We start from the raw sequence: 24,761 nt of genomic DNA, 5'->3' as shown, positions 1-24,761 counted from the left end.
CAGCAAAGGGAAGTGAAAAGGCAATGGCATTATGCCATTGCCTTTGATGTCGGGAGTGTTGTTACTTCATTACCACTGGAAGCCCGCGCCAATGGCCGCAGAGTAATCGCCCTGGCTGTTGCTGGTTCCTTGCAATTTATACACCCAGCCCCCGCTTTCACTTACCATGGAGACACTAATGGCGACGGCACTTTCACCATTAAACGTACCGCCAGCAATCGAGGTCATGTTGGCGCCCGGGGCGTAGGCTTGTGGCAGACCGGCCATCGCCATCGCTGAAGCGATACCGCCGCTCATCTTGTTTTCTACGCCTTTGATTTTGCTGTTCATTTCACCCATTTTTTGGTCGGTATAGGTGTTTGCTTCTTCGACGCTGCGTTTCAATTGCGCATAGTTAACCGCATCCGTATCATTCACCGCCGCTGAAACATTGCCGATCCGAGTGGTGCCGCCACTCCCGTCTCCCAGGTTGAGCACGCTATAGTTAACCGAGCCATCTGCATTGGTTTCATAACGCACGGAGCCTGCTTCTGAGGCTTTCAGTTGAGCCACATTAACCGCGTCAGTGTTATTCACCCCTGCGGCAACGTTGGTAATACGGCGTTGTTGAGTAGAAGAGCCGACAGACACAGTATTAGCTTCATCTGCGACGGAATTTGTGCCTAACGCCACGCTGTTTTCAGCGGCAGCAATAGAGCCAGAGCCAATCGCGACGCTGTCCACACCCTGGGCATTTGCATCTGCGCCATCGGTGTTGGTCTTGAAGTACTTGGTGCTACCGGTAGTGACGATATCGCCAATGCCGTTTTCGATATTGGTGACGCGGGTATCCAGATTCGATACCTGAGTATTCAGGTTAGTAATGCTCTGGGTATTCCTGGAAACCTGCGCGTCCGTTACTTTCAATTGACCAACGTTAACGGCATCGGTATCTGCCGAACCCGCCGCGACGTTAGTGATCTGACGTTGACCGTCTTCACTGCCGACAGAGAACTCACCGACAGAGTTCTGCGGTGTGTCCATGTTGTAGGCGGTGTAGTCAGTCTGTGCGCCGCGAGTGGTCTGAGAACCATTACCCATTGCAATACTGTTTGCATGGTTGGCGCGTGCGTTAGAACCGATAGCAATCCCGTTGATGGCATCAGCCATCACCAGTGTATTCAGACCAATACCAATACCTGCATCAGCATTGACGATAGTCTTCGCACCCATTGCCAGTGAGTCAGTTCCGACAGCCAGTGAATCTTCTTCCGTTGAGTTTGCGTGGTAGTACTTGGTCGGTGTAGTAGTGACCGCACCAATGGCATTTTGTAACTGACGAACTGTTACCGCATCTTGCGCTTCAGAGCCGTCAGCAACGTTGGTAATTTGACGATAGCTTTCTCCATCCGTCCCCAATGATAACGCGCCCAGCAACTCTCTGTCTGTTGTATTGTAGCCAATCACCACGCCATCGCTTGTTGCGCTCGTTTCTCGTATACCGGTTGTAATAGCGCGGTTAGAGGTGGAGCCACTGCTCAAAGCGATACTGCCCTCAATGCTGCTGCTGCTGTTTTGGCCAAGAGCCAGACTGCCAGCGCCAGAGGCGACGGCGTCGTAACCTACTGCCGTTGCGCCGTTACCCGTTGCGTATGCATCCTGGCCTTCAAGCCCGTTATCATTCGTACGGATGTATTTCACGCCGGTACCATTTTCCGTGATATAGGTTTCGCTGGTATCGCCGGCTAGTTGGCTAATAGATTCATTATACTGAGAAATCAGCATGTTAGTTTCATAGAGCTGAGAGCCATTAACGGTGTCAGTACTGTCACTGGCGATTTCACCTGCTGCTACATTGGTTATCTTATTAGTACCGCTGGTACCGTGGCTGGCGCTGAACGCACCCTCTTCGTCATCCCAGCTCAGTGCATCGGTACCAAGGTTGGTGATGGACGTATTGATATCCGCGATAGCAGAGGTGTTTTGATCCACCTTCTGGTTGGTTTCATACAACTGTGAGCCGTTTACCGCGTCTGTACTGTCCTCAGAAAGCGCCCCGGCGGCGACATTGGTTATTTTACTGGTGCTTCCACCGTGGTTTGCGCTGAAAGCGCCGGTGTCTTCGTCCCATAACAGGGCGTTATCAGTGAGGCCGGTAATGGACGTATTAATGTCGGAGACAGAAGTATTCAGGTTCTCAATCGCGGTGCTGTTCTGAGTGATGTTGGTGGTATTGGCGGCGATATCGGTCGTGTTCTGATCCACTTTTTCATTGGTTTCGAACAGCTGCGATCCGTTAACCGCGTCGGTACTTTCTTCAGACAGCTCTCCGGCAGCAACGTTGGTGATTTTGTTTGTCGTACTACTTCCGTGGCTGGCAGAGAACGAACTCGTTGTCTCATTCCAGCTCAGGTTGTCAGAGCTAAGATTGGTGATTTTGCTGTCGCTTCCGTTGTGGTTAGCGCTGAATGCGCCAGAGGCTGCATCCCACAACAGGGCATCATCGGTGAGCGTGGTGATAGAATCGCTCAGATTGTTAATATTGGTAGTGTTGGTGGCAATATCAGTGGTGTTCTGATTGATGCTGTTGGTATTGGTGGTGATATCAGCGGTGTTCTGATCCACTTTCTCGTTCGTATCAAACAACTGGGAGCCATTAACCGCATCGGTGCTGTCCGCGGTCAGGGTGCCTGCCGCCAGATTGGTGATTTTGCTGGCGCTTCCGTTGTGCTTAGCGCTGAATGCGCCAGAGGCTGCATCCCAAAGCAGGGCATCATCGGTGAGCGTGGTGACGGAGTCGCTCAGACTGTTGATATTGGTGGTGTTGGTGGCAATATCAGTGGTGTTCTGATTGATGCTGGTCGTATTGGCGGCGATATCGGTTGTGTTCTGGTTAATGCTGTCGGTATTAGCGGTAATATCGGCAGTGTTTTGGTTGATGCTGTCGGTATTGGTGGCGATATCAGCAGTGTTCTTATCCACTTTCTCATTTGTATCAAACAACTGAGAGCCGTTAACGGCATCGGTGCTGTCAGCAGCCAGGGTACCCGCCGCCAGATTGGTTAACTTGCTGTCGCTTCCGTTGTGCTTAGCGCTGAATGCGCCAGAGGCTGCATCCCATAGCAGGGCATCGTCGGTGAGCGTGGTGACGGAGTCGCTCAGACTGTTGATACTGGTGGTGTTGGTGGCGATATCAGTGGTGTTCTGATTGATGCTGGTCGTATTGGCGGCGATATCGGTTGTGTTCTGGTTAATGCTGTCGGTATTAGCGGTAATATCGGCAGTGTTTTGGTTGATGCTGTCGGTATTGGTGGCGATATCAGCGGTGTTCCGATCCACTTTCTCGTTCGTATCAAACAACTGAGAGCCGTTAACGGCGTCGGTGCTGTCAGCAGCCAGGGTACCCGCCGCCAGATTGGTGATTTTGCTGACGTTTCCCGTGTGGCTAGCGCTAAAGGCGCTGGTGCTGTCATCCCACAACAGCGCGTCTTCGGCTAATCCTGCGACAGAGGCCTCTGTATTAGTGATAGAAGTGTTAAGTGCGCTTAATGCACTGCCTACGTTATTGTAGATGCCTGTGCCTACCTCGTAGAGGGGCGCATTCACTGTACCATCAGAATTAACGGAAGCCCCTCCGCCGAGTCGATCGGCGACGGATTGACTTAAAGAATAAATTTGCGCACCTGTAACGGCATCGGTACTGGTGGAATTGATGTCGCCTTTAGCAACGTAGGTGATCTGCCGCTGAGTGGTGCTGTTACCCACGGCGACGGAATTGTCTTCCTGGGCGATAGAGCCCGAGCCAAGGGCAACTGAGTTGGTGCCTACCGCTTTTGCGCCATTACCAAAAGCAGCGCTGTCGTCGCCGCTCGCAGTAGCTTGATAACCTAATGCAGAGGAAGTTGCTCCGCTCGCGACAGATTTATAACCTAATGCAACCGATTTTGCGCCGCTCGAATTGGCATACACGCTGAATAACTTCCACTGGCTGAGGATGAGGCCCCCATCGCAATGGCCCGGTCACCGGCTGAAGTCGATTTTACGCCAAGCGCTAGCGAAGAGTCGCCGGTGGACTGGCTGTATGAACCAATGGCGGTACTCCATTTCCCCATTGCGGAGGCATGATAACCCATTGCGGCGCTTGCGCCATCAACGTTGGTGTAAGTATTGGCTGTGGCATCAGTACCAATTGCAATCCACCCGCTTCCCGTTGTGCCTGATACTGTAACACCGCTGCCGGTATCGTTCCCTGCATTGGCCAGCGCATCTGCAGAGACCATAATACTGCTAAGACCGACGAGTGCGGAAACCGCCAGCTTTCTGCGGCCGCTTTTTTTTCCGCGGCTTTTTGCCGTCTCGCTGGTGACAATAAATGTTCCCGTAGCGGCATTCCAGAGGACTTTAAATATTCTGTTCATGAATAAGTGCTTTCCTTTTCTAAAATAGTTGTATCAATGGCTATTATTTTTTTGGCTTCTTTTTCGTATCATTAATAGGTTGTATGCTGTCGAATATGACATTCTCCATGTTAATACCTATTTTTAGATACTTAAGATTATTGGGCGATACGCCTTTTAATGTTAGCGTGACGTTTGTCCATGCTCCCGGTAAGAGTTCGATTGTCGAGTCCATTTTCGTGTTGAGCAGGAGTTGTCGCCAGCGAGGCAGATCTTTTGCCTCGGAAGGTTTTTTCGTACCCCATGTCATATTAAACGCAAGGTTTGATACGGGAATGCTGAGTAAGTTAACTAAATCAAGATGAATAACACTTCCATTATCTATTGGCTCAATAGATAGAATACGCCCGGCTAATCCGATATTGCCGTTGTTAATAATAAAATAGTGCGTTTGTGATGGGTCCAGTTCTGTATAGTCGAATAGCCGTTGTTTGCGTTCAACGCGGCCAACGACTTCGGCGATCTTTTGAGTCGTGTTGATAACCGTAGTTTGTTGTTTTTCTAGCAAATTTATCTTTACTTCTTGTTCTTTTTGTTGTTTTTCTAACAGGTTTATCTTTGCTTCTTGTTCTTTTTGTTGTTTTTTCAGTTCTTCAACAAGGTGCTTATCTGCGAAGTAATCACAACCAGACAAAAAAAATGTGAATCCCAAAGCAAGCAGGGGGATAAATTTTCCATTTTTGTACATATAAAATATCCTTGTTAATAATTTATATAATATAAATAGTTAACCTATTATTTATACAGCCAACTCATCATTTTGCGGGCATTGCCAATAGCCATTAACGTATGGTTATAATGAAAACATTCATTGCTTCTATAGGAATGTGCAAATACCCGACGTTGTTTATCAATTACTCATAACAATGCTTTATAAAAATATAATTATAATATTTATGTATGAGCATTTTTTTCATGGATGATAATGTTATTTAATTTTGCGGGTCAATTATATTCTGCGGGTTATGAGAAAAGAGGATGAAAAAATTCATTGTATAAATACAAACAGGCACGATAGTGGAATTTTTTATCCTGAAAAAGCAGGGATTGCCGTTAAAAATGAACTTGTATATAAACGATGTAAATACTTCTAGGAAAAATTCGGAATATAGCCCGATGCATTCAAGACACCCTCCGTACAACGGGTGTCTTGAGAGCCTGGGATGCGGAAGGTTTAGAACTCGCTCTTCGCGAAACCTGTCATCTCTTTGAGTCCCATTTCCCGGCCCAGCGCCGTCATCGGGTGCACTACGATCAGACCACGCACGCTTTTCTTCAACTTGCCCATATCGGCCTGCTCTTTTTTAGTGATAGCGCGGCGAAACGGCAGGTTCATCAGCTTCTGCGCTTCTTTACTCAGTTTCTGGCTGTGTACTTCGCGCAGACGGATAATTTCTGCTTCCAGCGTCTCTTTTTCTTTTTCCAGCTCCGCGTATTTATCGGCGGATTCAACCAGCGAGAGACCTGCCTGCTGGTGGCGAATAGCATCAAGACGATCGCTCAGGCGTTTAATTTCGTTTTTTTCGACTTCTTTCATGGGATAGCTTCTGATAGAAATGGGATAGATACCCTATAGTATGCGCGCAGTGGGTGATTCTTCACAACTCATGGCGTAACGATAATCAATTATGGTAAATATTACACCGCTAATTATTTATTTATCCATTTGAAAATAAAGTGCTTTTTTTTCGAAAGAAAAGATGAAACGCCTTTTTGTCGGCAAGAAAAGCAATTAAGCACATTTTCCTCAATGACGACGCTAAATCGATCCTAAACTCAAATAAGCGGCCGCGGGAGTCAGACGCGGATCACACATGGAGGATCTATCATGGCAAAAATAGGTGAGAACGTACCACTTCTTATTGATAAAGCCGTCGATTTTATGGCGTCCAGCCAGGCGTTCCGTGAGTACTTGAATAAAACGCCGCCGCGTGATTATGTTCCTTCCGAAGTGCCGTCGGAGAGCGCGCCCATTTATTTGCAGCGTCTGGAATATTACCGGCGGCTGTACCGACCAAAAGAAGAAGAAAGAGGTTAACGGCGGGATTTACTTTTGAAAGGCCTTTTTTAAGCTGATTTTAGAAATCAGCTCGGTCAGAGAGAGAACCATCGTCGAACGCACCGCCTGCTGGTAGCGCTGAATTTGCATGGCGTATAGCGCCGCGTCGGATGTATCAAAATGCGGCGGTGGCGGCAGCGCCATGACGCAATGCAGTTCGCCAAACGGCCCGAGGATTTCATCGTCGGTAAAGGCGTACTCATTGCCGTCGTGATTCAGCTCTTCGCGCAGCGCCATTAACAGCTCCGCATCTTCATATTCGGTGCGGCTGAGTACGCCAAGGCCATAGATAAGTTTCAGACGTACCGAAAGATCGCCCAGCGGCCCGTCGCCGTCCAGCAACGGTTCCACAGCGTATTTCACGGCATAGTCGTCTTTGCGAAACACCTGGAGCACCAGAATATTCACCGCCTCGGTCAATAACTCGACGGCGGTAATCAGGAAGCTCCGTACGGTTTTGCCAGCATTCAGACGCTCAAGCACACGATTTTCAAAGGCCTGGGTTTGTTCCATTATTGCTGCATATCTGACAATCTGTTATTTGGGCGCAGGCTAACCTGCGCCGGATTCTGCGTCATTTGGTCGCGTTATATGCGTTAACCGCCTCCGCCACCACATCGCTATTGGCATCCAGCCCGGAAATTTGCGCCAGCGCGGCCTGCGGGCCTTTTTCGGTAATCAGAGCCGCCAACTCCTGCGCCTGCGGATCTTCATCACTACGGAAATGCATCGCCGCCGCGATCCCTTTGACCAGATTCACATGCGGCAGACCATATTCCAGGGTGCCAAGCAGTGGTTTGATCAGACGGTCGCCCGCGCTGAGTTTGCGTAGCGGCTGACGACCTACGCGTTCGACGTCATCTTTCAGATACGGGTTTTCAAAACGACCGAGGATTTTCTGAATGTATGCCGCATGTTTGTCGGCATCAAAACCGTAGCGTTTGATCAGCACCGCGCCGCTTTCTTCCATCGCGCCTTTCACCACCGCGCGAATACTCTCATCGAGAATGGCGTCGCGAATGGTTTGGTGACCGGCTAATTTGCCGAGGTACGCGGTTATAGCATGACCTGTGTTCAGCGTGAAGAGTTTACGTTCGACAAATGCCATCAGGTTATCCGTTAACTCCATCCCCGGAATGTTTGGCAACGCGCCTTTAAACTGGGTTTTATCGACGATCCACTCGCTGAAGGTTTCTACCGTCACTTCCAGCGGATCGTTGGTTGCCGACGCAGAAGGCGGCACGATGCGGTCAACGGCGGAATCGACAAAGCCAACATGTTCTTCTACCCATGCTTTGGCGTCTTCCGGTAGGGCATTCATCACATGGCCTTTCAACTGCGTTGTGCCGCGTACCATGTTTTCACAAGCGATGATGTTCAGCGGGGCATCCACGCCCTGCGCCTTACGTTTTACCAGCCCTTTAGCGATGGCCGGAGCGATACGCTCAAGCACAACCGGACCCACGGCAGTAGTGATTAAATCAACGTGGGCAATCAGGTCGACAACATCATCGCCGATGCTGCTGACAGCGTTGACGCCGGAAACGGTATCCACCTGCTCATTTTCACCCACAACATGAACCTGATAGCTATGACGGGCATTCAGGGCATCGAGTACGACCTGATTTACATCCGCAAACGTCAGTTGTATCCCCGCGTCAGCCAGCAGTTTGCCGATAAAGCCACGACCGATATTACCTGCGCCAAAATGTAATGCTTTCATAGTATTAACCTTCATTAATGTTTTTACCCGAGAGGGCTGGGGTGAGGCTTTTCCCTCAACCTAACCCTCTCCACAAGGGAGAGGATATCGCCTTCATATTTCGAACTGCAGATGCGTTGGCTCTCCTCGCTCACCCCAGTCACGTACTTATGTACGCTCCTGGGGATTCACTGCGTTGCCGCCTTCCTGCAGCTCGAACTATTTTGGGGATACTTAACTGTTAAGCTTTTTTACCTGCCAGCAGTTCCAGCACTTCATCCACGCTGGTGGTGTGCGCCAGACGTTCGATCACGGATTCATCATCCAGCGCGTTGGTCAGGCTGGTAATCACTTGAATGTGCTCATTGTTACGTGCGGCGATACCAATGACCAGACGGGCAATATCGTCTTCTTCTTCACCGAAGCGTACGCCTTCCGGATACTGGCAGAACACCACGCCGGTTTTCAGCACGCGATCTTTCGCTTCCACCGTGCCGTGCGGAACTGCGATGGATTCACCGAGGTAAGTCGGCGTCAGCTTTTCGCGGTCCAGCATCGCTTCGACGTATTCCGGCTCAACATAGCCGCCTTTCACCAGTTGTTCACCGGCAAAGCGAATCGCCTCTTCTTTGTTAGCGGCTTTACGGCCCAGGAAGATATTCTCCGCGCCCAGCTTGAACAGGTTGTTATCGCCCTCTTCAAAGCTATCTTTCAGATGATCGCGGACTTTCTCTTCATTAGTATTGTGGCGCTGTGCGGCAACCAGACGTTCGGTCAGGCTGGTGTACAGGCCGCTATCCAGGAAGTTGGTCAGCGAAATATGCTGCGCCTGCGGTACCTGACGCATCGCGCGCTCGGTAAGGTCGCGGTGAGTAATGACCAGATCCACATCCGGCGGCAGATTGTTAATGGCGCTGTTGGTGACGGAGATCTGGCTCAGACCCGCATCCTGTACTTTCTTACGCAGTACCCCTGCGCCCATCGCGCTGGAACCCATACCGGCATCGCAAGCCACGATGATTTTACGCACATGGCTGAGGTCGTTGGTCACGTCGCCAGCCGCCAGCGGAGAGGCGCCTTTAGATTCCGCTTTCATGTCATGCATACGACGGGTGGCCGCTTCAATGTCATCTTCTTCTTTCACTTTGCTGGTTTTCAGCAGAATTGCAGACACCACGAAGGAGACCGCCATTGCCGCCACGATGGCCGCGATGTTAGCGAAGTAAGCGCCTTTTGGCGTCATCGCCAGTACCGCCAGAATGGAACCCGGAGATGCCGGAGAGACCAGACCGCCGTTCAGGATGGTCAGGGTGAATACGCCGGTCATACCGCCGAGAATCACCGCCAGAATCAGGCGTGGGTTCATCAGCACGTACGGGAAGTAAATTTCGTGGATACCGCCCAGGAAGTGGATAATTGCCGCGCCGCCCGCAGACTGTTTAGCGCTGCCGCGACCGAAGAACATGTACGCCAGCAGGACGCCCATCCCCGGACCCGGGTTAGCTTCAATCAGGAAGAAGATGGATTTACCCATCTCATGGGACTGCTGGATACCCAGCGGTGAGAAGATGCCGTGGTTAATCGCGTTATTGAGGAACAGGATTTTCGCCGGTTCAACAAAAATGGACGCCAGCGGCAGCATATCGTGCGCCACCATGAAGTTAACGCCCGCCGCCAGAATTTTGGACAGGACTTCAACCGCCGGACCAATACCGAGGAACGCCAGGATGGCGAGGATCATACCGATGATGCCAGCGGAGAAGTTGTTCACCAGCATCTCAAAACCGGATTTGATCTTACCGTCTACCCAACTGTCGAATTTCTTAATGCAGTAGCCGCCTAATGGACCGGCGATCATCGAGCCGAGGAACATCGGCATATCCGCGCCGACAATAACGCCCATGGTAGTAATAGCGCCTACCACGCCGCCGCGTTCGCCGCCAACCAGACGACCGCCGGTATAACCGATGAGCAGCGGCAGCAGGTAGGTGATCATCGGACCAACCAGTTTCGCCAGCGTTTCGTTAGGCAACCACCCTGTTGGAATAAATAATGCGGTGATAATACCCCACGCGATAAACGCGCCGATATTAGGCATCACCATATTGCTGAGGAATCGACCAAAGCTTTGCACTTTGATCTTAATATCGGATGACATAAAAACACCCCTTCTTATGTTGCTGTCGCGCAGGCTGAAAGCCCGAGGTTTGTTAATGTAGCGGCAGAGGTAGCCGGACCCTGTAGTGTAGATACTGCGCAATCTGGCACTGAATCGTTCAACTGTCCAGACAGGGACAATTTATGTGATTTGCGTCACATAAATATAGGGGGTAGAGAGGTAATTGATGTGATATTGATCACAAAGTAGCTGTGTAAAAAAACAACGAATCTCATTTTTAGCCCTTAAAAGGCCATTTTATGTGAGATATTTCACATTTTTATTTTGGTGCTTTGTTGAATTTTTGTGATCCTCTTCACAAGAAATTTTAAGCCCGGGTAACGTCAATACGATCCGGCAAACATTTTGTCGCGAGCCCTCTCACGTTATGTCATTCAGCAACCTCCTTTTGTGTCTCTTTTCGTCTTATTTGAGCCATACTATGATTTTTACTGGTTGGCAAAAAGGACACGGCATGAAACTCATCGGTAGCTACACCAGCCCTTTTGTGCGCAAAATCTCTGTTCTGCTGCTCGAAAAAGGCATCACCTTCGAATTTATTAATGAACTACCCTACGAGGCGGATAACGGCGTGGCGCAATACAACCCTCTGGGTAAGGTGCCAGCGCTGGTGACGGAGAAAGGGGAGTATTGGTTCGATTCGCCGATCATCGCGGAATATATTGAACTGCTGGATATCGCGCCAGCGATGCTCCCGCGTGACCCGATGGCAGCGCTTAAAGTTCGCCAGCTCGAAGCGTTGGCTGACGGCATTATGGATGCAGCGTTGGTTTCTGTACGCGAACAGGCGCGTCCGGCGGCGCAACAATCGGAAACGGAACTGCTGCGCCAGCGGGAAAAAATCAACCGCAGCCTGGATATGCTCGAAAGTTATCTGAGCGACGGGACGCTAAAAACGGATACGGTCAATCTGGCGACTATCGCGATTGCCTGTGCGGTAGGCTATCTCAACTTCCGCCGGGTCGCGCCCGGCTGGTGTGTTAGCCGCCCCCACCTGGTCAAACTGGTCGAAACGCTTTTTCAGCGCGAAAGCTTTGCCCGCACCGAAGCGCCAAAGGCTTGACGCGCATTATGTCCGCCTGAGCAAACTCACGTTACAATCCCCCTTATGTCGATATCCCTCTCCCGCCAGGAGAGGGCCACCAACAGCCAGGCATTTTCATGACAAGCGAAACGCGTACACTCTACAGCCAGCTTCCTGCTATCGATCGTTTATTGCACGATAGCGCCTTTCTTTCTCTGCGCGATCGGTATGGCCATACCCAGGTGGTTGATCTGCTTAGGCGGATGCTTGACGACGCGCGCGACGTCATCCGGAATACGCAAACGCTTCCCGACTGGTACGCAGACTGGGCGCAAGAGGCGAAACTCCGGCTGGAAAATGCGGCGCAAAGCGCGCTGCGCCCGGTGATTAACCTGACGGGGACGGTGCTGCACACCAATCTTGGCCGCGCATTGCAGGCGCAAGAAGCGATTGAGGCGGTAACGCAGGCGATGCGCGCGCCGGTGACGCTGGAATACGATTTAGATGGCGCCGGGCGGGGGCATCGCGACCGGGCGCTGGCGACGCTGTTATGCCGTATCACCGGGGCGGAGGACGCCTGTATCGTCAATAACAATGCGGCGGCGGTATTGCTGATGCTGGCGGCGACCGCCAGCGGCAAAGAGGTGGTGGTTTCGCGTGGCGAACTGGTCGAAATCGGCGGCGCGTTTCGTATTCCGGATGTTATGCGCCAGGCGGGCTGTACGCTGCATGAAGTGGGCACCACCAACCGGACGCACGCGAAAGATTACCGTCAGGCGGTAAATGAAAATACCGGGCTGTTGATGAAGGTGCATACCAGTAATTACAGCATAGAGGGCTTTACCAAAACGGTAGAGGAAGCGGAACTGGTGGAAATCGGGCGAGAGCTGGATATTCCGGTGGTGGCGGATCTGGGCAGCGGTTCGCTGGTGGATTTAAGTCAATATGGCTTACCCAAAGAGCCGATGCTGCAGCAGCTCATTGCCGCAGGCGTCAGTCTGGTAAGCTTCTCCGGCGATAAGTTGTTGGGCGGGCCGCAGGCCGGGATCATCGTCGGCAAAAAAGCGATGATTGCCCAACTGCAAAGCCATCCGCTGAAACGCGCTCTGCGCGCGGATAAAATGACGCTGGCGGCGCTGGAGGCAACGTTACGTCTGTATCTGCACCCGGAAGCGTTGGCGGAGAAATTACCCACCCTGCGTCTGTTAACCCGCAGTGAAGCGTCGATTCGCGAACAAGCGCAGCGATTACAGGCGCGGCTGGCGGCACGTTACGGCGATGAATTTGCGCTGGAGGTTAAACCCTGCCTGTCGCAAATCGGCAGCGGTTCATTACCAGTAGACCGCCTTCCCAGCGCCGCCATGACCTTTACCCCGCACGACGGGCGCGGTAGTCGGCTGGAGGCGCTGGCGGCCCGCTGGCGCACGCTGCCTGTACCGGTCATTGGCCGAATTTATGATGGCCGTTTATGGCTGGATATGCGCTGTCTTGAAGACGAAAGCCGGTTTATGGAGATGATGCTGAAATGATTATTGCAACTGCCGGACACGTAGACCACGGTAAAACGACGTTGCTCCAGGCGATTACCGGAGTCAATGCCGATCGCCTGCCGGAAGAGAAAAAACGCGGGATGACTATCGATCTGGGCTACGCCTATTGGCCGCAGCCGGATGGTCGTGTGCTGGGCTTTATCGATGTGCCTGGACATGAAAAATTCCTCTCTAACATGCTGGCGGGCGTAGGCGGTATCGATCACGCTTTGCTGGTGGTCGCCTGTGATGACGGCGTCATGGCGCAAACGCGCGAGCATTTACAGATCCTGCAACTGACGGGCAATCTCCAGCTCACCGTCGCGCTGACCAAAGCCGATCGCGTGGACGAGGCGCGTATCGGTGAAGTACGTGAAGAGGTACTGGCGGCGCTCGACAACTATGGCTTCGCCGATACCGTTTTATTTGTCACCGCCGCCAATGAAGGACGCGGTATTGCAGAACTTCGCGCTCATTTACAGCAGCTTCCTGCACGTTTGCACGCCGCGCAGCATCGCTTCCGCCTGGCTATCGACCGTGCGTTTACGGTGAAAGGGGCGGGACTGGTGGTGACCGGAACGGCGCTGAGCGGAGAGGTAAACGTGGGCGATACGCTATGGTTGACCGGCGTTAATACGCCGATGCGCGTACGAAGTCTACACGCGCAAAATCAGCCCACTGACCATGCGTATGCCGGGCAACGTATTGCGCTCAATATTGCGGGCGATGCGGAGAAGGAGCAGCTTAACCGCGGCGACTGGCTGCTTTCCGATGCGCCGGTGGGGGAGGCTTTTTCCCGGGTGATCGTTTCTCTGACGCTTCATGCGCCGCTTTCCCAATGGCAACCGCTACATATTCACCATGCCGCCAGCCATGTGACTGGTCGCGTCTCTTTGCTGGAAGGCGGGCTGGCCGAGCTGATCTTTGATACGCCGTTGTGGCTGGCCGATAATGACAGACTGGTGCTGCGTGATATTTCCGCACGCGCCACCCTTGCCGGCGCACGCGTGGTGACGCTTAAGGCGCCGCGTCGCGGTAAACGTAAGCCAGATTATTTGCACTGGCTTTCAACGCTTGCCGACGCGCAGGACGATAGCGCGGCGTTGGCCATTCATCTGGAACGCGGCGCCGTCAACCTGCCGGATTTCGGTTGGGCGCGTCAGCTTAATCCTCTCGGTATGCGTCAGCTTATTGAGCAACATGGTTTTATCCAGGCCGGAGACAATCTGTTAAGCGCGCCCGTCGCCGCCCGCTGGCAGCGTAAGATTCTTGATACGCTGGCGACCTACCACGAACAGCACCGCGATGAACCGGGGCCGGGACGTGAGCGTTTACGCCGCATGGCCCTGCCAATGGAGGATGAAGCGCTGGTCCTGATGCTGATCGAGCGGATGCGCGACGACGGCCTGATTCATAGCCATCACGGTTGGTTGCATCTGCCGGATCATAAAGCAGGATTTAGCGATGAGCAGCAGGCCGTCTGGCAAAAAGTTGAACCGCTATTTGGCGATGAGCCCTGGTGGGTACGCGATCTGGCGAAAGAGACCGGAACGGAAGAACAATTGATGCGGCTGGTGCTGCGGCAGGCGGCACAGCAAGGCATCATTACCGCGATCGTAAAAGATCGGTACTATCGTAACGATCGGATTGTCGCTTTCGCCAATATGATCCGCGAGCTGGATCAAGAGAGAGGATCAACGTGTGCGGCGGATTTTCGCGACAGGCTGAATGTAGGGCGGAAGCTGGCCATTCAGATCCTTGAATATTTTGACCGGATTGGATTTACACGACGTCGTGGGAATGATCATTTATTACGTGATGCGTTATTATTTCCGCAAAAAGAATGAAATGGTTAAATTAAATCAGAAATGAAGCAATACAATTATTGCGTTGCTTTTTATTTTTCTGACTTCTTAAAATAGCCAGCGTGAGCCTATTATCAGGATAATTTTACCCATATTCTTTGCGCCTTATTCAGGCGACTCACGACGAGATTGTGGAAATTTATCGCGCGGCGATGTAACGTTTTTGCCCGGTAGCGCGGACGCTTACCGGGCCTGCGTAGGCGATGCAGGCCGGATAAGGCGTAACACGTTAGCTTCGATCGAGCTTTTGCTGCGCCAGCCAGACGGCGCCCAGCCTGCCCGCCTGATTTCCCAGTTGGCAGGGCTGAATCGGCACCTGGAGCGCCTCCCACATTTCAAACGTTTCAAGATGCCGCGTCAGGAGCGGGTAGAGCTTTTCCTGTTCGCTTATTCCTCCGCCGATCAGCACCACGCCCGGATCAAACATAGAGATCACGCTGTAAACGCCGCGTGAAAGATAACGCGCCCAGTCATTGACCGCCTCACGCAGATGAACATCGGTCGCCATTCGTTCGAAGATCACATCCGCAGGCGGCATCTCTTCGGCAGGCAGCGCCAGCGCCTGGCGGCACGACGCCATTAATCCGCTGGTTGACGCGATTTTATGCATACTTTCACCATTATTCCCGACCGGCATGACGCCGAATTCACCGGCGTGAAAATGCGCGCCGCGATACAGTTCTCGTCCGACGATAATACCGCCGCCAATGCCGGTTCCAATGGTAATGCAGACCATGTTTTCATAATGCTGCCCGGCACCTCGCCACATTTCGCCCAGCGCCGCACAGTTCGCGTCGTTCTCCACGACCAGCGGCAGATCGGTCAGCCCGCTGAACAACTCCATCAGGTTGACGTCATCCAGGTAAGCCAGCGCGCCCGCTTTTGCCGCATGACCGTTATGGGGATTAATATGGCCGGGGAAACTGACCCCGATTGCCGCAATGTCATAGTCCTGCTGGCAACGCGCCACCACATCCTGCCATTTGCGGGTAAACGTGGAGGCGTCCTCTGGCGTATCGAATTGATGATGGGTTAATTCTTCGCCGTCACTGTTAATCACGCTATATTTGACGTGAGTTCCTCCCACATCAATACCGATATATTGCTGCATAGTGTTCTCCGTACGTTAAACAGGCACCTGTTTAGTATGGCTAAAACCAGACGGAGAAACGTAAAGGAAAGTAATTCGTGATTGCTGTCGTAAAGCGGGAAACCATTGGCGAAAAATTCACCAGTACCGTCTACCCTTGTGGAGTACCTTTACAATAAGGAGTTGGTCATGACGAACAATCCCCCTTCAACACGTATTCAGCCAGGTGAATACGGGTACCCACTGAAGTTAAAAGCCCGCTATGACAATTTTATTGGCGGTGACTGGGTTGCGCCCGCCGACGGCGAATATTATCAAAACCTGACGCCAGTGACCGGCCAGCCGCTATGTGAAGTCGCTTCCTCCGGTAAAAAAGATATCGATTTAGCGCTCGACGCCGCGCATAAGGCGAAAGATAAGTGGGCGCATACGTCAGTACAAGACCGTGCCGCTATCTTGTTTAAGATCGCCGATCGGATGGAACAAAACCTCGAACTGTTGGCGACAGCGGAAACCTGGGATAACGGTAAACCGATTCGTGAAACCAGCGCCGCCGACGTACCGCTGGCGATCGATCATTTCCGCTATTTCGCCTCCTGTATACGTGCGCAGGAGGGCGGGATCAGCGAAGTTGATAGCGAAACCGTGGCCTACCATTTTCACGAACCGCTTGGTGTCGTGGGGCAGATAATCCCGTGGAACTTTCCGTTGTTGATGGCAAGCTGGAAAATGGCGCCAGCGCTGGCGGCGGGTAACTGCGTGGTGCTTAAACCGGCACGCCTGACGCCGCTTTCCGTTCTGCTGTTAATGGAAGTCATTGGCGATCTGTTACCGCCGGGCGTCGTCAACGTCGTGAACGGCGCGGGCGGCGAGATCGGCGAATATCTGGCGACCTCGAAACGTATCGCGAAGGTGGCGTTTACCGGTTCGACGGAAGTGGGTCAACAGATCATGCAGTACGCCACGCAGAATATTATTCCGGTGACGCTGGAGTTAGGCGGTAAATCGCCAAATATCTTCTTTGCTGACGTGATGGATGAGGAAGATGCGTTCTTTGATAAAGCGCTGGAGGGATTTGCCCTGTTTGCCTTTAACCAGGGCGAGGTGTGTACCTGTCCAAGCCGTGCGCTGGTCCAGGAGTCCATCTATGAGCGCTTTATGGAGCGCGCTATTCGCCGGGTAGAGAGCATTCGCAGCGGGAACCCGCTAGATAGCGGTACACAGATGGGGGCGCAGGTCTCCCACGGCCAGCTTGAGACTATCCTCAATTATATCGATATCGGTAAAAAAGAGGGGGCCGATATTCTGACCGGTGGGCGACGCAAGGAGCTGGATGGCGAACTTAAAGAGGGCTATTACCTTGAGCCTACTATCCTGTTTGGTAAGAACAATATGCGCGTCTTTCAGGAGGAGATCTTTGGCCCGGTGCTGGCGGTAACCACCTTTAAAACCATGGAGGAGGCGCTGGAAATCGCTAACGATACGCAGTATGGCCTCGGCGCCGGCGTCTGGAGCCGTAATGGATCGCTGGCGTATAAGATGGGGCGCGGCATTCAGGCCGGGCGCGTATGGACCAACTGCTATCACGCCTATCCGGCACATGCGGCGTTCGGCGGCTATAAGCAGTCGGGCATCGGGCGCGAAACGCATAAGATGATGCTGGAACACTACCAGCAAACCAAGTGCCTGCTGGTGAGCTATTCCGATAAGCCGCTGGGGCTGTTCTGACGCAAGAGGTAATGCCCGATGGCGCTGCGCTTATCGGGCCTACCGCATTGATATCAGCCTGGTGGTAATGCCCGATGGCACTTCGCTTATCGGGCCTACCGCGTTGATATTAGCTTGGTGGTAATGTCTGATGGCACTTCGCTTATCGGGCCTACCGCGTTGATATTAGCCTGGTGGTCATGTCCGATGGCGCTTCGCTTATCAGGCCTACAAAAATTCATCGCAATATACTGATATTGCAAATCTTGTAGGCCGGATAAGGCGCAGCCGCCATCCGGCACAGTATTACCGCTCGTTAACCCAAATCCGCATTTCGCCCTCGCCACGGTTGGCCCAGCTAAACCACGGAATGAACGTTAGCGTCTGCGGCTGGCGCGATGACGGCGCGTTATCGTAGTGCCACAACGCCTGATGCTGCGCATCTGGGGCGCTTTGCTTCTCGCCTTCAGCCTGAATCAGCATCTTATGCGCAAAAAGCCCTTTGCCCTCAAAGACCCGGAACTCACTCTCTTTCGGTAGCCACAGATTATGCAGTTCTTCGCCGTTATCGGCCTGCTCAAGGCAATAGACCAGCGGCCCGCGCTGAATAGCGACCTTACCGGCGACGTGACGCGCCAGCGGATTGCCATACACGCGGCGAACCGGCATAGGCAGCGTCAGGCTTATCGTATCGCCCTCCTGCCAGGTTCGACGGATATGCAGATAACCTTTGCGAATATCCTGTTCCACTTCCAGCCCGTTGAGCGTCACTTTTGCCTCAGGGCACCAGTCCGGCAGACGTAGCGCCAGTGTGTGACGTACCGGCTGCACAGAGTCGATGGCAATCTTCACCTGCTCATGCCACGGGTAGTTCCCGCCAATCCGCAGTTTGAGCGCGCCATTTTCAACGGGTACTTCCAGGCTGTTACCCACGTACATATTGATGTACAGCGCATCCGCACGCGGCGTGTAGATGTAGTGACCAATGGACGTGAGTACGCGGGCGATATTCGGTGGGCAGCAGGCGCAGCCAAACCAGCGCTGGCGGATGGGTTTAACGTGATCGTAGATATGGTTGAATTTTAACGATTTTGGATGCACTTCCAGCGGGTTGACGTAAAAGAAATGCTTGCCATCCAGCGCCATGCCGCCGAGGACGGTGTTGTACAACGCGCGCTCCATCACGTCGGCGTACTGGCTATCGGCTTCCATTTCCAGCATCCGGCGGGCGAACATCATCAGGCCGATTGAAGCGCAGCTTTCCGCATAGACCGAATCATTCGGTAAATCGTAATCGCTGCTAAAGGCTTCGCCGCTGCTTTGTGAACCGATGCCTCCGGTGATATACAGCTGACGCTGCGCCATATTTTTCCACAGGCGCAGGCAGTCCTGGCGTTTGCCTTCATCGTTGCTCAGGCGAGCGAGATGCGCCACGCCGGTCATCAGATAGACAAAACGTACCGTGTGGCCGATTGCCGTCTGCTGCTGCGAAATTGGCAGATGCGCCTGGCTGTAGGCTTTGTCTTTGACCATCCACGCCGGGCCGTAGGTATGCCAGTAAGAGGTTTGGCCGCGTTTTTCGTACTCTTCGTCGTAGAAGTGCGGTTGGGCGCCGCGCTGCCCGATAAAGTAACTTGCCAGCGTCATATAGCGCGGCTGCTCTGTTACCTCATACAGACGCATCAGCGCCAGCTCAATTTCCGGGTGGCCCGGATAGCCGTGCAGCTGATTTTCGCCAGGGCCGAAAGTGCTGTCGATATGATCGGCCAGGCGACAAACGACGTCTAGCAGCCGACGCTTGCCGGTAGCCTGAAAGAAGGCGACGCCCGCTTCAATCAGATGCCCGGCGCAATAAAGCTCATGGCACTCCGCCAGGTTGCTCCAGCGTTCTTGCGGGGCTTTTGCCGTAAAGTACGTATTGAGATAGCCATCGTCACACTGCGCGGCGGCCACCAGTTCAATCACCTCATCGGCGGTTTTCTCAAGCGCGGGATCGGGCTTCTGGCACAGTGACCAGGCAACCGCTTCCAGCCATTTCGCCACGTCGCTGTCCTGAAAGACCATGCCGTAAAAGTCGCCCGTCTGCTGGCCTGCGGCAATGCGGAAATTTTCAATGGCATGGCTGGGTTCAGCCTCTGGAATACGATCGTTTAACGCATCCCACTGGTAAGGAATAACCACATCGCGAACCAGTTGTTGATACTGTCCGAGGAACGGATCGCTGACCGTCAGTTTATGCAGATCGACTTCCAGTACGTTCATTTCGTGCTCCTTAAGGCTGTAGAGGTCATAGATATTCCTCGCTGACGGGGTATTTTATGGCAGTAATTTTTATTTTCGCGTTATGACCTGATTCATTTTGCCCAGATAGCGGTGAGCGACAAGGCGATAAAAGAGTAAAAAAAGATGACGATTCCGACCCGTATTTAAAAATGTGAGATGGATCGAGTGAAAGGACTATTTTTAGTTAATAATCAAAAGCTAATATGAAATACGGTGCTGAATGAGCGGGAAATGACATATTAATGCTCGAATTATCCATGACATTACCGATTAAAGTCCAAAACGGCGGATTATTTATTTCTCGCGGCATTGGGCGTCATCCTGCCAGGCGTTTGCAATCGTGGGAAATTATATTTGTGGAAAAAGGCTGCCTGAAAATTCAGGAAGAAGAATGTGTTTTCTGTGTCGAAGCCGGGGAAAGCCTGTTGCTTTGGCCGCATCGCCGCCATATTGGCGTTGAGGAGTTTCCCGCCGATCTTAAATTTTACTGGCTCCATTTTGAGGTCAAAGCGCCGGACAGCGACCCGCGCTGGCTGACGCATCTTTCCGTGCCGCAGCATACCCAGGTTGCCGATCCGCAGGCGCTGATTGCGCTTTTTCGCCAGTTTATGAACGAGCAGGAAAAGCACCAGCGCAGCCCGGCGCTGGAGTTCATCGTGCTGCTGATTTTGCAGCAGCTCACCGTTGACGCCCGGCAGAATGAAAACGCCGAGGCCGCTGGCGTGTCGCTGGCCTGGAAAGTGCAGCAGTTGATTCGAACGCACTATCACCTGCCGCTTTCCAGCTCGGTTCTGGCGAAAGAACTGCATTGCAATGTGGATTATCTGGGACGCGTTTATCGGCGGGTATTTCACCTTACGCTAACGGAAGCCATCCACCGCCAGCGGGTGCGCGAGGCGGAAAAGTTGCTGATTAGCGACGCGCGTTCGTTAAAAGAGGTGGCGGAACGGTGCGGTTTTAATGACGTTGGTTACTTTCGCCAGATCTTCCGCAAGCACACCGGCCTGACGCCTACCGCCTGGAAGCGGCGCTACAGTAAGGAACACGTTAATTCTTGAGTATAATCTTTGGCCCTCTGACAACGCGGTTGCAAACTGAATGCCCGATGGCGCTTTGCTTATCGGGCCTACAAGAGTTCATCACAACGTATTGATATTGCAAATCTTGTAGGCCGGATAAGGCGCAGCCGCCATCTGACACAGGCTGTGGCTGCCGGCATTACTGCCCGTAATAGGCATTCGCGCCGTGTTTACGCAGATAGTGTTTATCGAGCAGTTCAGGCTGCATATCCGGTAGCTGCGGGGCCAGCTGGCGCGAGAACAGCCCCATATAGGCACACTCCTCAAGCACCACGGCGTTGTGGACGGCATCGGCGGCATTTTTACCCCAGGCAAACGGGCCGTGCGAATGAACCAATACCGCCGGGATTTGCGCCGGATCCAGACCGCGCTCTTCAAAGGTTTTAATAATCACCTCGCCGGTCTGATACTCGTACTCGCCGTTAATTTCCTCAACGGTCATCAGTCGGGTACAGGGGATTGCGCCATAGAAATAGTCGGCGTGGGTGGTGCCCCAGGCGGGCAGATCGAGCCCGGCCTGCGACCAGATCGTCGCATGGCGGGAATGGGTATGCACGATCCCACCGATCTGCGGATAGCGGCGATAGAGCGCCAGATGGGTCGCGGTATCGGACGACGGTTTTTTGTTGCCTTCAACGACCTTACCGCTGGCGATCTCTACCACCACCATATCGTCGGCGGTCATCACCTCATATTCGACGCCGGAAGGCTTAATGACCATCAGCTTGCGCGTCTCATCGACCGCGCTGACGTTGCCCCAGGTAAAGGTGACCAGCCCGTGCGCCGGGAGGGCCAGGTTTGCCGCCAGCACCTCGGCTTTCAGTTGCTCTAACATGTGAAACCTCCTTCCTGCATCCGTGATTCAATCCAGCGGCGGGCCTGGATAATTTCCAGCACCGGCTCACTGGATTTCTCTGTCCACATCTCAATCAGAAATGAACCGCGATAATTCAGCTCATGCAGCGTTTTGAAGATGCCGACAAAATCAACGCATCCTTCGCCAAACGGCACGTCGCGGAACTGGCCGGGGCTGTCACCGGTCACCGGCAGCGTGTCTTTCAGGTGGATAGCGGCGATACGGTCGATACCCAGCTTCAGCTCGGCGGTCACGTCGTTCCCCCAGGCGCTGAGGTTGCCGACGTCCGGGTAGACGGTGAACCACGGTGACGAAAGCATCTCGTCCCACTTTTTCCACTTGCTGATGGAGTTCATAAACGCGGTATCCATGATCTCCACCGCCAGCATCACCTGCGCAGCCGCAGCCTGTTCTACCGCCCACGCCAGCCCTTCGGCGAAACGTTGCCGGGTGCCTTCGTCGTGCTCTTCGTAATAGACGTCGTAACCCGCCAGCTGGATGGTGCGGATCCCCAGATCGCGCGCCAGACGGATGGCTTTGGTCATGATTTCACGCGCCCGCTGGCGTACCGCTTCGTCGCGGCTGCCAAAAGGGAAGCGACGATGGGCGGAGAGGCACATCGACGGGATGGCGACGCCGCTTTCCAGCATCGCGCTCACCAGCGATGCGCGCTGAGCCGAGGTCCATTCGAGGCGCGAAAGGCGTTCATCCGTTTCATCCACCGACATCTCGACAAAATCAAAACCGCAGCTTTTTGCCAGCACCAGCCGCTCTGGCCAACTGAGATCTTTCGCCAGTGCTTTCTCGTAAATACCTAATGGATGATTACGCATGCTTTTCTCCCCAGATGGCGTCAATTTGGGCGTGGAATTCGGCGGCGACCTGCGCCGGATGGGCGGCACCTGCCAGCGCGCGTCCGGCGATAAATGCCTTGACGTTAATGTCGCGGAACAGCGGCAGATCCGCTGGGGTAATGCCGCCGGTAATCGATAGTTCAAGGCCGATGTCGGACAACGCCTTCATGCGTGTTAGGTCCGCTTCTCCCCACTGTTGCCCGCTGGCCTGCGCATCGCGTCCGCGGTGGTAAATCGCCTGGCGAACCCCGACGCGATACCAGTCTCGGGCGTCGTCCAGCGTCCAGTTGCCGAATAGTTCCATTTGAATTTCACCGCCGCAGGATTGCGCGACGGCATGGCCTTTCTCGACGGTCGCGAGCGGCGCGGCACAGATGATAGTCATCCAGTTAGCGCCAGCGCTAAAAGCCTGCTGCGCCAGGGTTTCACCGGCATCGGCCACTTTCCAGTCGGCGACGATGATTTTTTCCGGGCACTGCGCTCGCAGGGCTTTCACCGCGCTAAGGCCTTCGGTTAAACAAAGGATGGTTCCGGCCTCAACGATATCGACATGATCCTGTAGCAGGGCGACATCGCGTTGGGCTGCTTCCAGACTGGTGTGGTCGAGCGCCAGTTGCAGTAATGGTCGGCTCATAATGCGTGCTCCTTAATACGGGCGTGATAGCCCTGTAGTGCTTCAATCAAATCCTGGTATTGGCGGTATTTGCGCTGGTAGAGGGCGTGTGCGGTCATGTCCGGCAGCAGCGTGCGCACCGGGTGCTGCAGGTCGCGTTGGGCCTCGCGGAAATCGCGATATACGCCGGTGCCGACGCGGGCCGCCAGCGCCGCGCCGAAGCAGCCGGTCTCCTCCACCTGCGGCAGCTCAATGCGTAAACCGCTGACGTCCGCCAGCATCTGCATCCAGACGTCGGAGTGGGCCGGGCCGCCGGTAACGCGCAGGGCGCAAACGTCGGTAAAACGTTCACGCATGCGGTTGAGGTGGGTCATATGGCTGAAGACCACGCCTTCATAAATCGCCTGCATGCCGTAAAAACCGCAGGTCATCTCCAGTCCGGCATTGCTGCCGTAGAGAAACGGCAGAAAAAAAAGGTCGCTACCGGCTTTCGACAGGCTGGCGACCGCCTGATTGATCTCGTCAAAAGAGAGGTCGCCCCACTGGGCGGTAAACCATTCGAGGTTGCCGGAGGAGGTCGGGCTGGCTTCGTGAACGATATACTGCCCGTCATTGACGTAGCGGCCATAGACGTAAGGGTGGGCCTCATGGTCGCGCAGGCCGTGCGCGATGCCGCTGGTGACGGCCCAGGTGCCCATCACCGCATTGAGGGTCGATTCATCCTCAATACCGGCGCAAAGGGCGGTGGAAACCACGTCAAACAGGCCGCCGACGACGGGGGTGCCCGCCGCCAGACCGGTGATGGCGGCTGCCTGAGCGGTGATCTCCCCGCATATTTCGGCTGAACCCACCACGGGGGGCAGCGCGCTATCGATTTCACTGATGTCCAGCCACTCGGTCAGGCGCGGGTCGTACTGGCCCGTCGCCATGTTGTAGAGGTTGGACTCGGAGATGTTGCTCTCCTCACAGCCTTTCACGCCGGTTAAGCACCAGCGCAGATAGTCATGCGTCATCATGACGCTGCCTATCTGCGCGTAGCGCTGCGGCTCATTCTCTTTTACCCAGCGTAAAAGGGAGACTGGATGCCCGGTCCACAGGGTTTGCCGAGTTAGCGGGTAGAGTTTTTGCGGAACCGCTTCTTTTTGCCAGCGCTGGACAATTTCCATGGCGCGACGGTCGGAAGAGAGTATCGCTTTACCTAATGGCCGATCGCTTTTATCTAACAGGAACAGGCCCTTACCCTGAGCGGAAATACCCAGACCGCGGATTTGTGAGCCGCTCACCCCCGTGTGCGTCAGCAGTTTGCTGATGACCGAGCCGCACTGTTGCCACAGTTCGGTCATATCGCGTTCAACCCAGCCTGGCTGCGGGCTTAAAGCGTGCAGCGGCAGGCGTTGCACCGCTACTTCCCGGCCTGCGCCATCGTACAACCCGGCTTTTAGCCAACTCCCACCACAATCTAACCCCAGCCAGTAGTTGCTCATG

General features: G+C 53.8%; 16 protein-coding genes and 2 pseudogenes. 6 read left to right on the top strand and 12 right to left on the bottom strand.

All coding sequences use genetic code 11. The annotated features are described in order from the left end of the window. Nucleotides 1-69: 69 nt before the first annotated feature. The 3 genes and pseudogenes from sadA to J4685_RS13350 all read right to left on the bottom strand — a co-directional run bounded on the left by sadA (nt 70) and on the right by J4685_RS13350 (nt 5,973). A pseudogene (gene sadA / locus J4685_RS13360) lies at nt 70-4,397 on the bottom strand (trimeric autotransporter adhesin SadA). A gap of 43 nt (nt 4,398-4,440) precedes the next feature. Beyond that, nucleotides 4,441-5,124, bottom strand: a complete 684-nt coding sequence (locus J4685_RS13355) for a DUF3251 domain-containing protein (protein ID WP_000277585.1) — start codon at nt 5,122-5,124, stop codon at nt 4,441-4,443. A 486-nt stretch (nt 5,125-5,610) separates the two neighbouring features. After that, the gene (locus J4685_RS13350; protein WP_000665687.1) at nt 5,611-5,973 is read right to left on the bottom strand and encodes a YibL family ribosome-associated protein; all 363 of its coding nucleotides are present in this window, start codon (nt 5,971-5,973) and stop codon (nt 5,611-5,613) included. A gap of 291 nt (nt 5,974-6,264) precedes the next feature. On the opposite strand from J4685_RS13350, the gene J4685_RS13345 reads away from it, so the two are divergent. Then, nucleotides 6,265-6,474 carry a hypothetical protein gene (locus J4685_RS13345; protein WP_001062558.1) on the top strand — a complete coding sequence of 70 codons (210 nt, stop codon included), beginning with the start codon at nt 6,265-6,267 and terminating at the stop codon, nt 6,472-6,474. Between the two features lie 9 nt (nt 6,475-6,483). Here J4685_RS13345 and mtlR read toward each other — a convergent pair. The 3 genes and pseudogenes from mtlR to mtlA all read right to left on the bottom strand — a co-directional run bounded on the left by mtlR (nt 6,484) and on the right by mtlA (nt 10,355). After that, nucleotides 6,484-7,073 (bottom strand): annotated as a pseudogene (gene mtlR / locus J4685_RS13340) (mannitol operon repressor MtlR). Beyond that, nucleotides 7,070-8,218, bottom strand: coding sequence for a mannitol-1-phosphate 5-dehydrogenase (gene mtlD, locus J4685_RS13335; protein ID WP_000645397.1), 1,149 nt, complete (start codon nt 8,216-8,218; stop codon nt 7,070-7,072). Before mtlD ends, mtlR begins: the two are co-directional and overlap by 4 nt. A gap of 220 nt (nt 8,219-8,438) precedes the next feature. Next, complete coding sequence (mtlA, locus tag J4685_RS13330) at nt 8,439-10,355, bottom strand: PTS mannitol transporter subunit IICBA (RefSeq protein ID WP_000093287.1); 1,917 nt, start codon at nt 10,353-10,355, stop codon at nt 8,439-8,441. 475 nt (nt 10,356-10,830) lie between these two features. Between mtlA and J4685_RS13325 the strand changes: the two genes are divergently transcribed. The 3 genes from J4685_RS13325 (at nt 10,831) to selB (ending at nt 14,776) form a co-directional block, all read left to right on the top strand. Then, the gene (locus J4685_RS13325) at nt 10,831-11,439 is read left to right on the top strand and encodes a glutathione S-transferase (RefSeq protein ID WP_000766681.1); all 609 of its coding nucleotides are present in this window, start codon (nt 10,831-10,833) and stop codon (nt 11,437-11,439) included. A gap of 98 nt (nt 11,440-11,537) precedes the next feature. Then, nucleotides 11,538-12,929 carry an L-seryl-tRNA(Sec) selenium transferase gene (gene selA, locus J4685_RS13320; RefSeq protein WP_000200191.1) on the top strand — a complete coding sequence of 464 codons (1,392 nt, stop codon included), beginning with the start codon at nt 11,538-11,540 and terminating at the stop codon, nt 12,927-12,929. Beyond that, nucleotides 12,926-14,776 carry a selenocysteine-specific translation elongation factor gene (gene selB / locus J4685_RS13315; protein ID WP_000582390.1) on the top strand — a complete coding sequence of 617 codons (1,851 nt, stop codon included), beginning with the start codon at nt 12,926-12,928 and terminating at the stop codon, nt 14,774-14,776. Before selA ends, selB begins: the two co-directional genes overlap by 4 nt. A gap of 247 nt (nt 14,777-15,023) precedes the next feature. Here the strand turns inward: selB and J4685_RS13310 are convergent, their stop codons facing one another. Further along, a complete protein-coding gene (locus J4685_RS13310; RefSeq protein ID WP_001188283.1) occupies nt 15,024-15,905 on the bottom strand; it encodes an ROK family protein in 882 nt (293 codons plus the stop codon). Nucleotides 15,906-16,073: 168 nt separating this feature from the next. Here J4685_RS13310 and aldB point away from each other — a divergent pair, with 168 nt between their 5' ends. Continuing rightward, entirely contained in the window at nt 16,074-17,612 is a 1,539-nt protein-coding gene (gene aldB, locus J4685_RS13305; RefSeq protein ID WP_000183989.1) for an aldehyde dehydrogenase AldB, read from the top strand. Nucleotides 17,613-17,897: 285 nt separating this feature from the next. Here the strand turns inward: aldB and J4685_RS13300 are convergent, their stop codons facing one another. After that, the gene (locus tag J4685_RS13300; RefSeq protein ID WP_001101515.1) at nt 17,898-19,853 is read right to left on the bottom strand and encodes a glycoside hydrolase family 127 protein; all 1,956 of its coding nucleotides are present in this window, start codon (nt 19,851-19,853) and stop codon (nt 17,898-17,900) included. Between the two features lie 263 nt (nt 19,854-20,116). Between J4685_RS13300 and J4685_RS13295 the strand changes: the two genes are divergently transcribed. Beyond that, on the top strand, nt 20,117-20,932 hold the full coding sequence (locus tag J4685_RS13295) for a helix-turn-helix domain-containing protein (protein ID WP_000891816.1): 816 nt from the start codon (nt 20,117-20,119) through the stop codon (nt 20,930-20,932). Between the two features lie 160 nt (nt 20,933-21,092). Here the strand turns inward: J4685_RS13295 and araD are convergent, their stop codons facing one another. Genes araD through J4685_RS13275 form a run of 4 tightly spaced genes read right to left on the bottom strand, consistent with a single transcriptional unit; the run spans nt 21,093 to nt 24,760 of the window. Then, on the bottom strand, nt 21,093-21,788 hold the full coding sequence (araD, locus tag J4685_RS13290) for an L-ribulose-5-phosphate 4-epimerase (protein ID WP_000893174.1): 696 nt from the start codon (nt 21,786-21,788) through the stop codon (nt 21,093-21,095). After that, nucleotides 21,782-22,642: an L-ribulose-5-phosphate 3-epimerase gene (locus J4685_RS13285; protein ID WP_001244043.1), complete on the bottom strand. Its 861-nt coding sequence runs from the start codon at nt 22,640-22,642 to the stop codon at nt 21,782-21,784. The genes araD and J4685_RS13285 overlap by 7 nt, the downstream gene beginning before the upstream one ends. Next, nucleotides 22,635-23,297 (bottom strand): 3-keto-L-gulonate-6-phosphate decarboxylase UlaD, encoded by a 663-nt coding sequence (gene ulaD / locus J4685_RS13280; protein ID WP_000089541.1) that lies wholly within the window; start codon nt 23,295-23,297, stop codon nt 22,635-22,637. Before ulaD ends, J4685_RS13285 begins: the two co-directional genes overlap by 8 nt. After that, nucleotides 23,294-24,760 carry an FGGY-family carbohydrate kinase gene (locus J4685_RS13275; protein WP_000074091.1) on the bottom strand — a complete coding sequence of 489 codons (1,467 nt, stop codon included), beginning with the start codon at nt 24,758-24,760 and terminating at the stop codon, nt 23,294-23,296. Before J4685_RS13275 ends, ulaD begins: the two co-directional genes overlap by 4 nt. Between the last annotated feature and the right edge of the window lies 1 nt (nt 24,761).

It is taken from the genome of Salmonella sp. 32100201201700099SM, from assembly GCF_017572645.1.
GTDB lineage: Bacteria > Pseudomonadota > Gammaproteobacteria > Enterobacterales > Enterobacteriaceae > Salmonella > Salmonella enterica.
Note: the sequence above shows the minus strand (reverse complement) of the source record. Positions and strands in the feature narration are given on the sequence as shown.

What these genes read in the sequence shown, in the direction of transcription:
- J4685_RS13355 (WP_000277585.1), bottom strand. Translation starts at nt 5,124, where the DNA reads ATGTACAAAAATGGAAAATTTATCCCCCTGCTTGCTTTGGGATTCACA.
- J4685_RS13350 (WP_000665687.1), bottom strand. Translation starts at nt 5,973, where the DNA reads ATGAAAGAAGTCGAAAAAAACGAAATTAAACGCCTGAGCGATCGTCTT.
- J4685_RS13345 (WP_001062558.1), top strand. Translation starts at nt 6,265, where the DNA reads ATGGCAAAAATAGGTGAGAACGTACCACTTCTTATTGATAAAGCCGTC.
- mtlD (WP_000645397.1), bottom strand. Translation starts at nt 8,218, where the DNA reads ATGAAAGCATTACATTTTGGCGCAGGTAATATCGGTCGTGGCTTTATC.
- mtlA (WP_000093287.1), bottom strand. Translation starts at nt 10,355, where the DNA reads ATGTCATCCGATATTAAGATCAAAGTGCAAAGCTTTGGTCGATTCCTC.
- J4685_RS13325 (WP_000766681.1), top strand. Translation starts at nt 10,831, where the DNA reads ATGAAACTCATCGGTAGCTACACCAGCCCTTTTGTGCGCAAAATCTCT.
- selA (WP_000200191.1), top strand. Translation starts at nt 11,538, where the DNA reads ATGACAAGCGAAACGCGTACACTCTACAGCCAGCTTCCTGCTATCGAT.
- selB (WP_000582390.1), top strand. Translation starts at nt 12,926, where the DNA reads ATGATTATTGCAACTGCCGGACACGTAGACCACGGTAAAACGACGTTG.
- J4685_RS13310 (WP_001188283.1), bottom strand. Translation starts at nt 15,905, where the DNA reads ATGCAGCAATATATCGGTATTGATGTGGGAGGAACTCACGTCAAATAT.
- aldB (WP_000183989.1), top strand. Translation starts at nt 16,074, where the DNA reads ATGACGAACAATCCCCCTTCAACACGTATTCAGCCAGGTGAATACGGG.
- J4685_RS13300 (WP_001101515.1), bottom strand. Translation starts at nt 19,853, where the DNA reads ATGAACGTACTGGAAGTCGATCTGCATAAACTGACGGTCAGCGATCCG.
- J4685_RS13295 (WP_000891816.1), top strand. Translation starts at nt 20,117, where the DNA reads ATGCTCGAATTATCCATGACATTACCGATTAAAGTCCAAAACGGCGGA.
- araD (WP_000893174.1), bottom strand. Translation starts at nt 21,788, where the DNA reads ATGTTAGAGCAACTGAAAGCCGAGGTGCTGGCGGCAAACCTGGCCCTC.
- J4685_RS13285 (WP_001244043.1), bottom strand. Translation starts at nt 22,642, where the DNA reads ATGCGTAATCATCCATTAGGTATTTACGAGAAAGCACTGGCGAAAGAT.
- ulaD (WP_000089541.1), bottom strand. Translation starts at nt 23,297, where the DNA reads ATGAGCCGACCATTACTGCAACTGGCGCTCGACCACACCAGTCTGGAA.
- J4685_RS13275 (WP_000074091.1), bottom strand. Translation starts at nt 24,760, where the DNA reads ATGAGCAACTACTGGCTGGGGTTAGATTGTGGTGGGAGTTGGCTAAAA.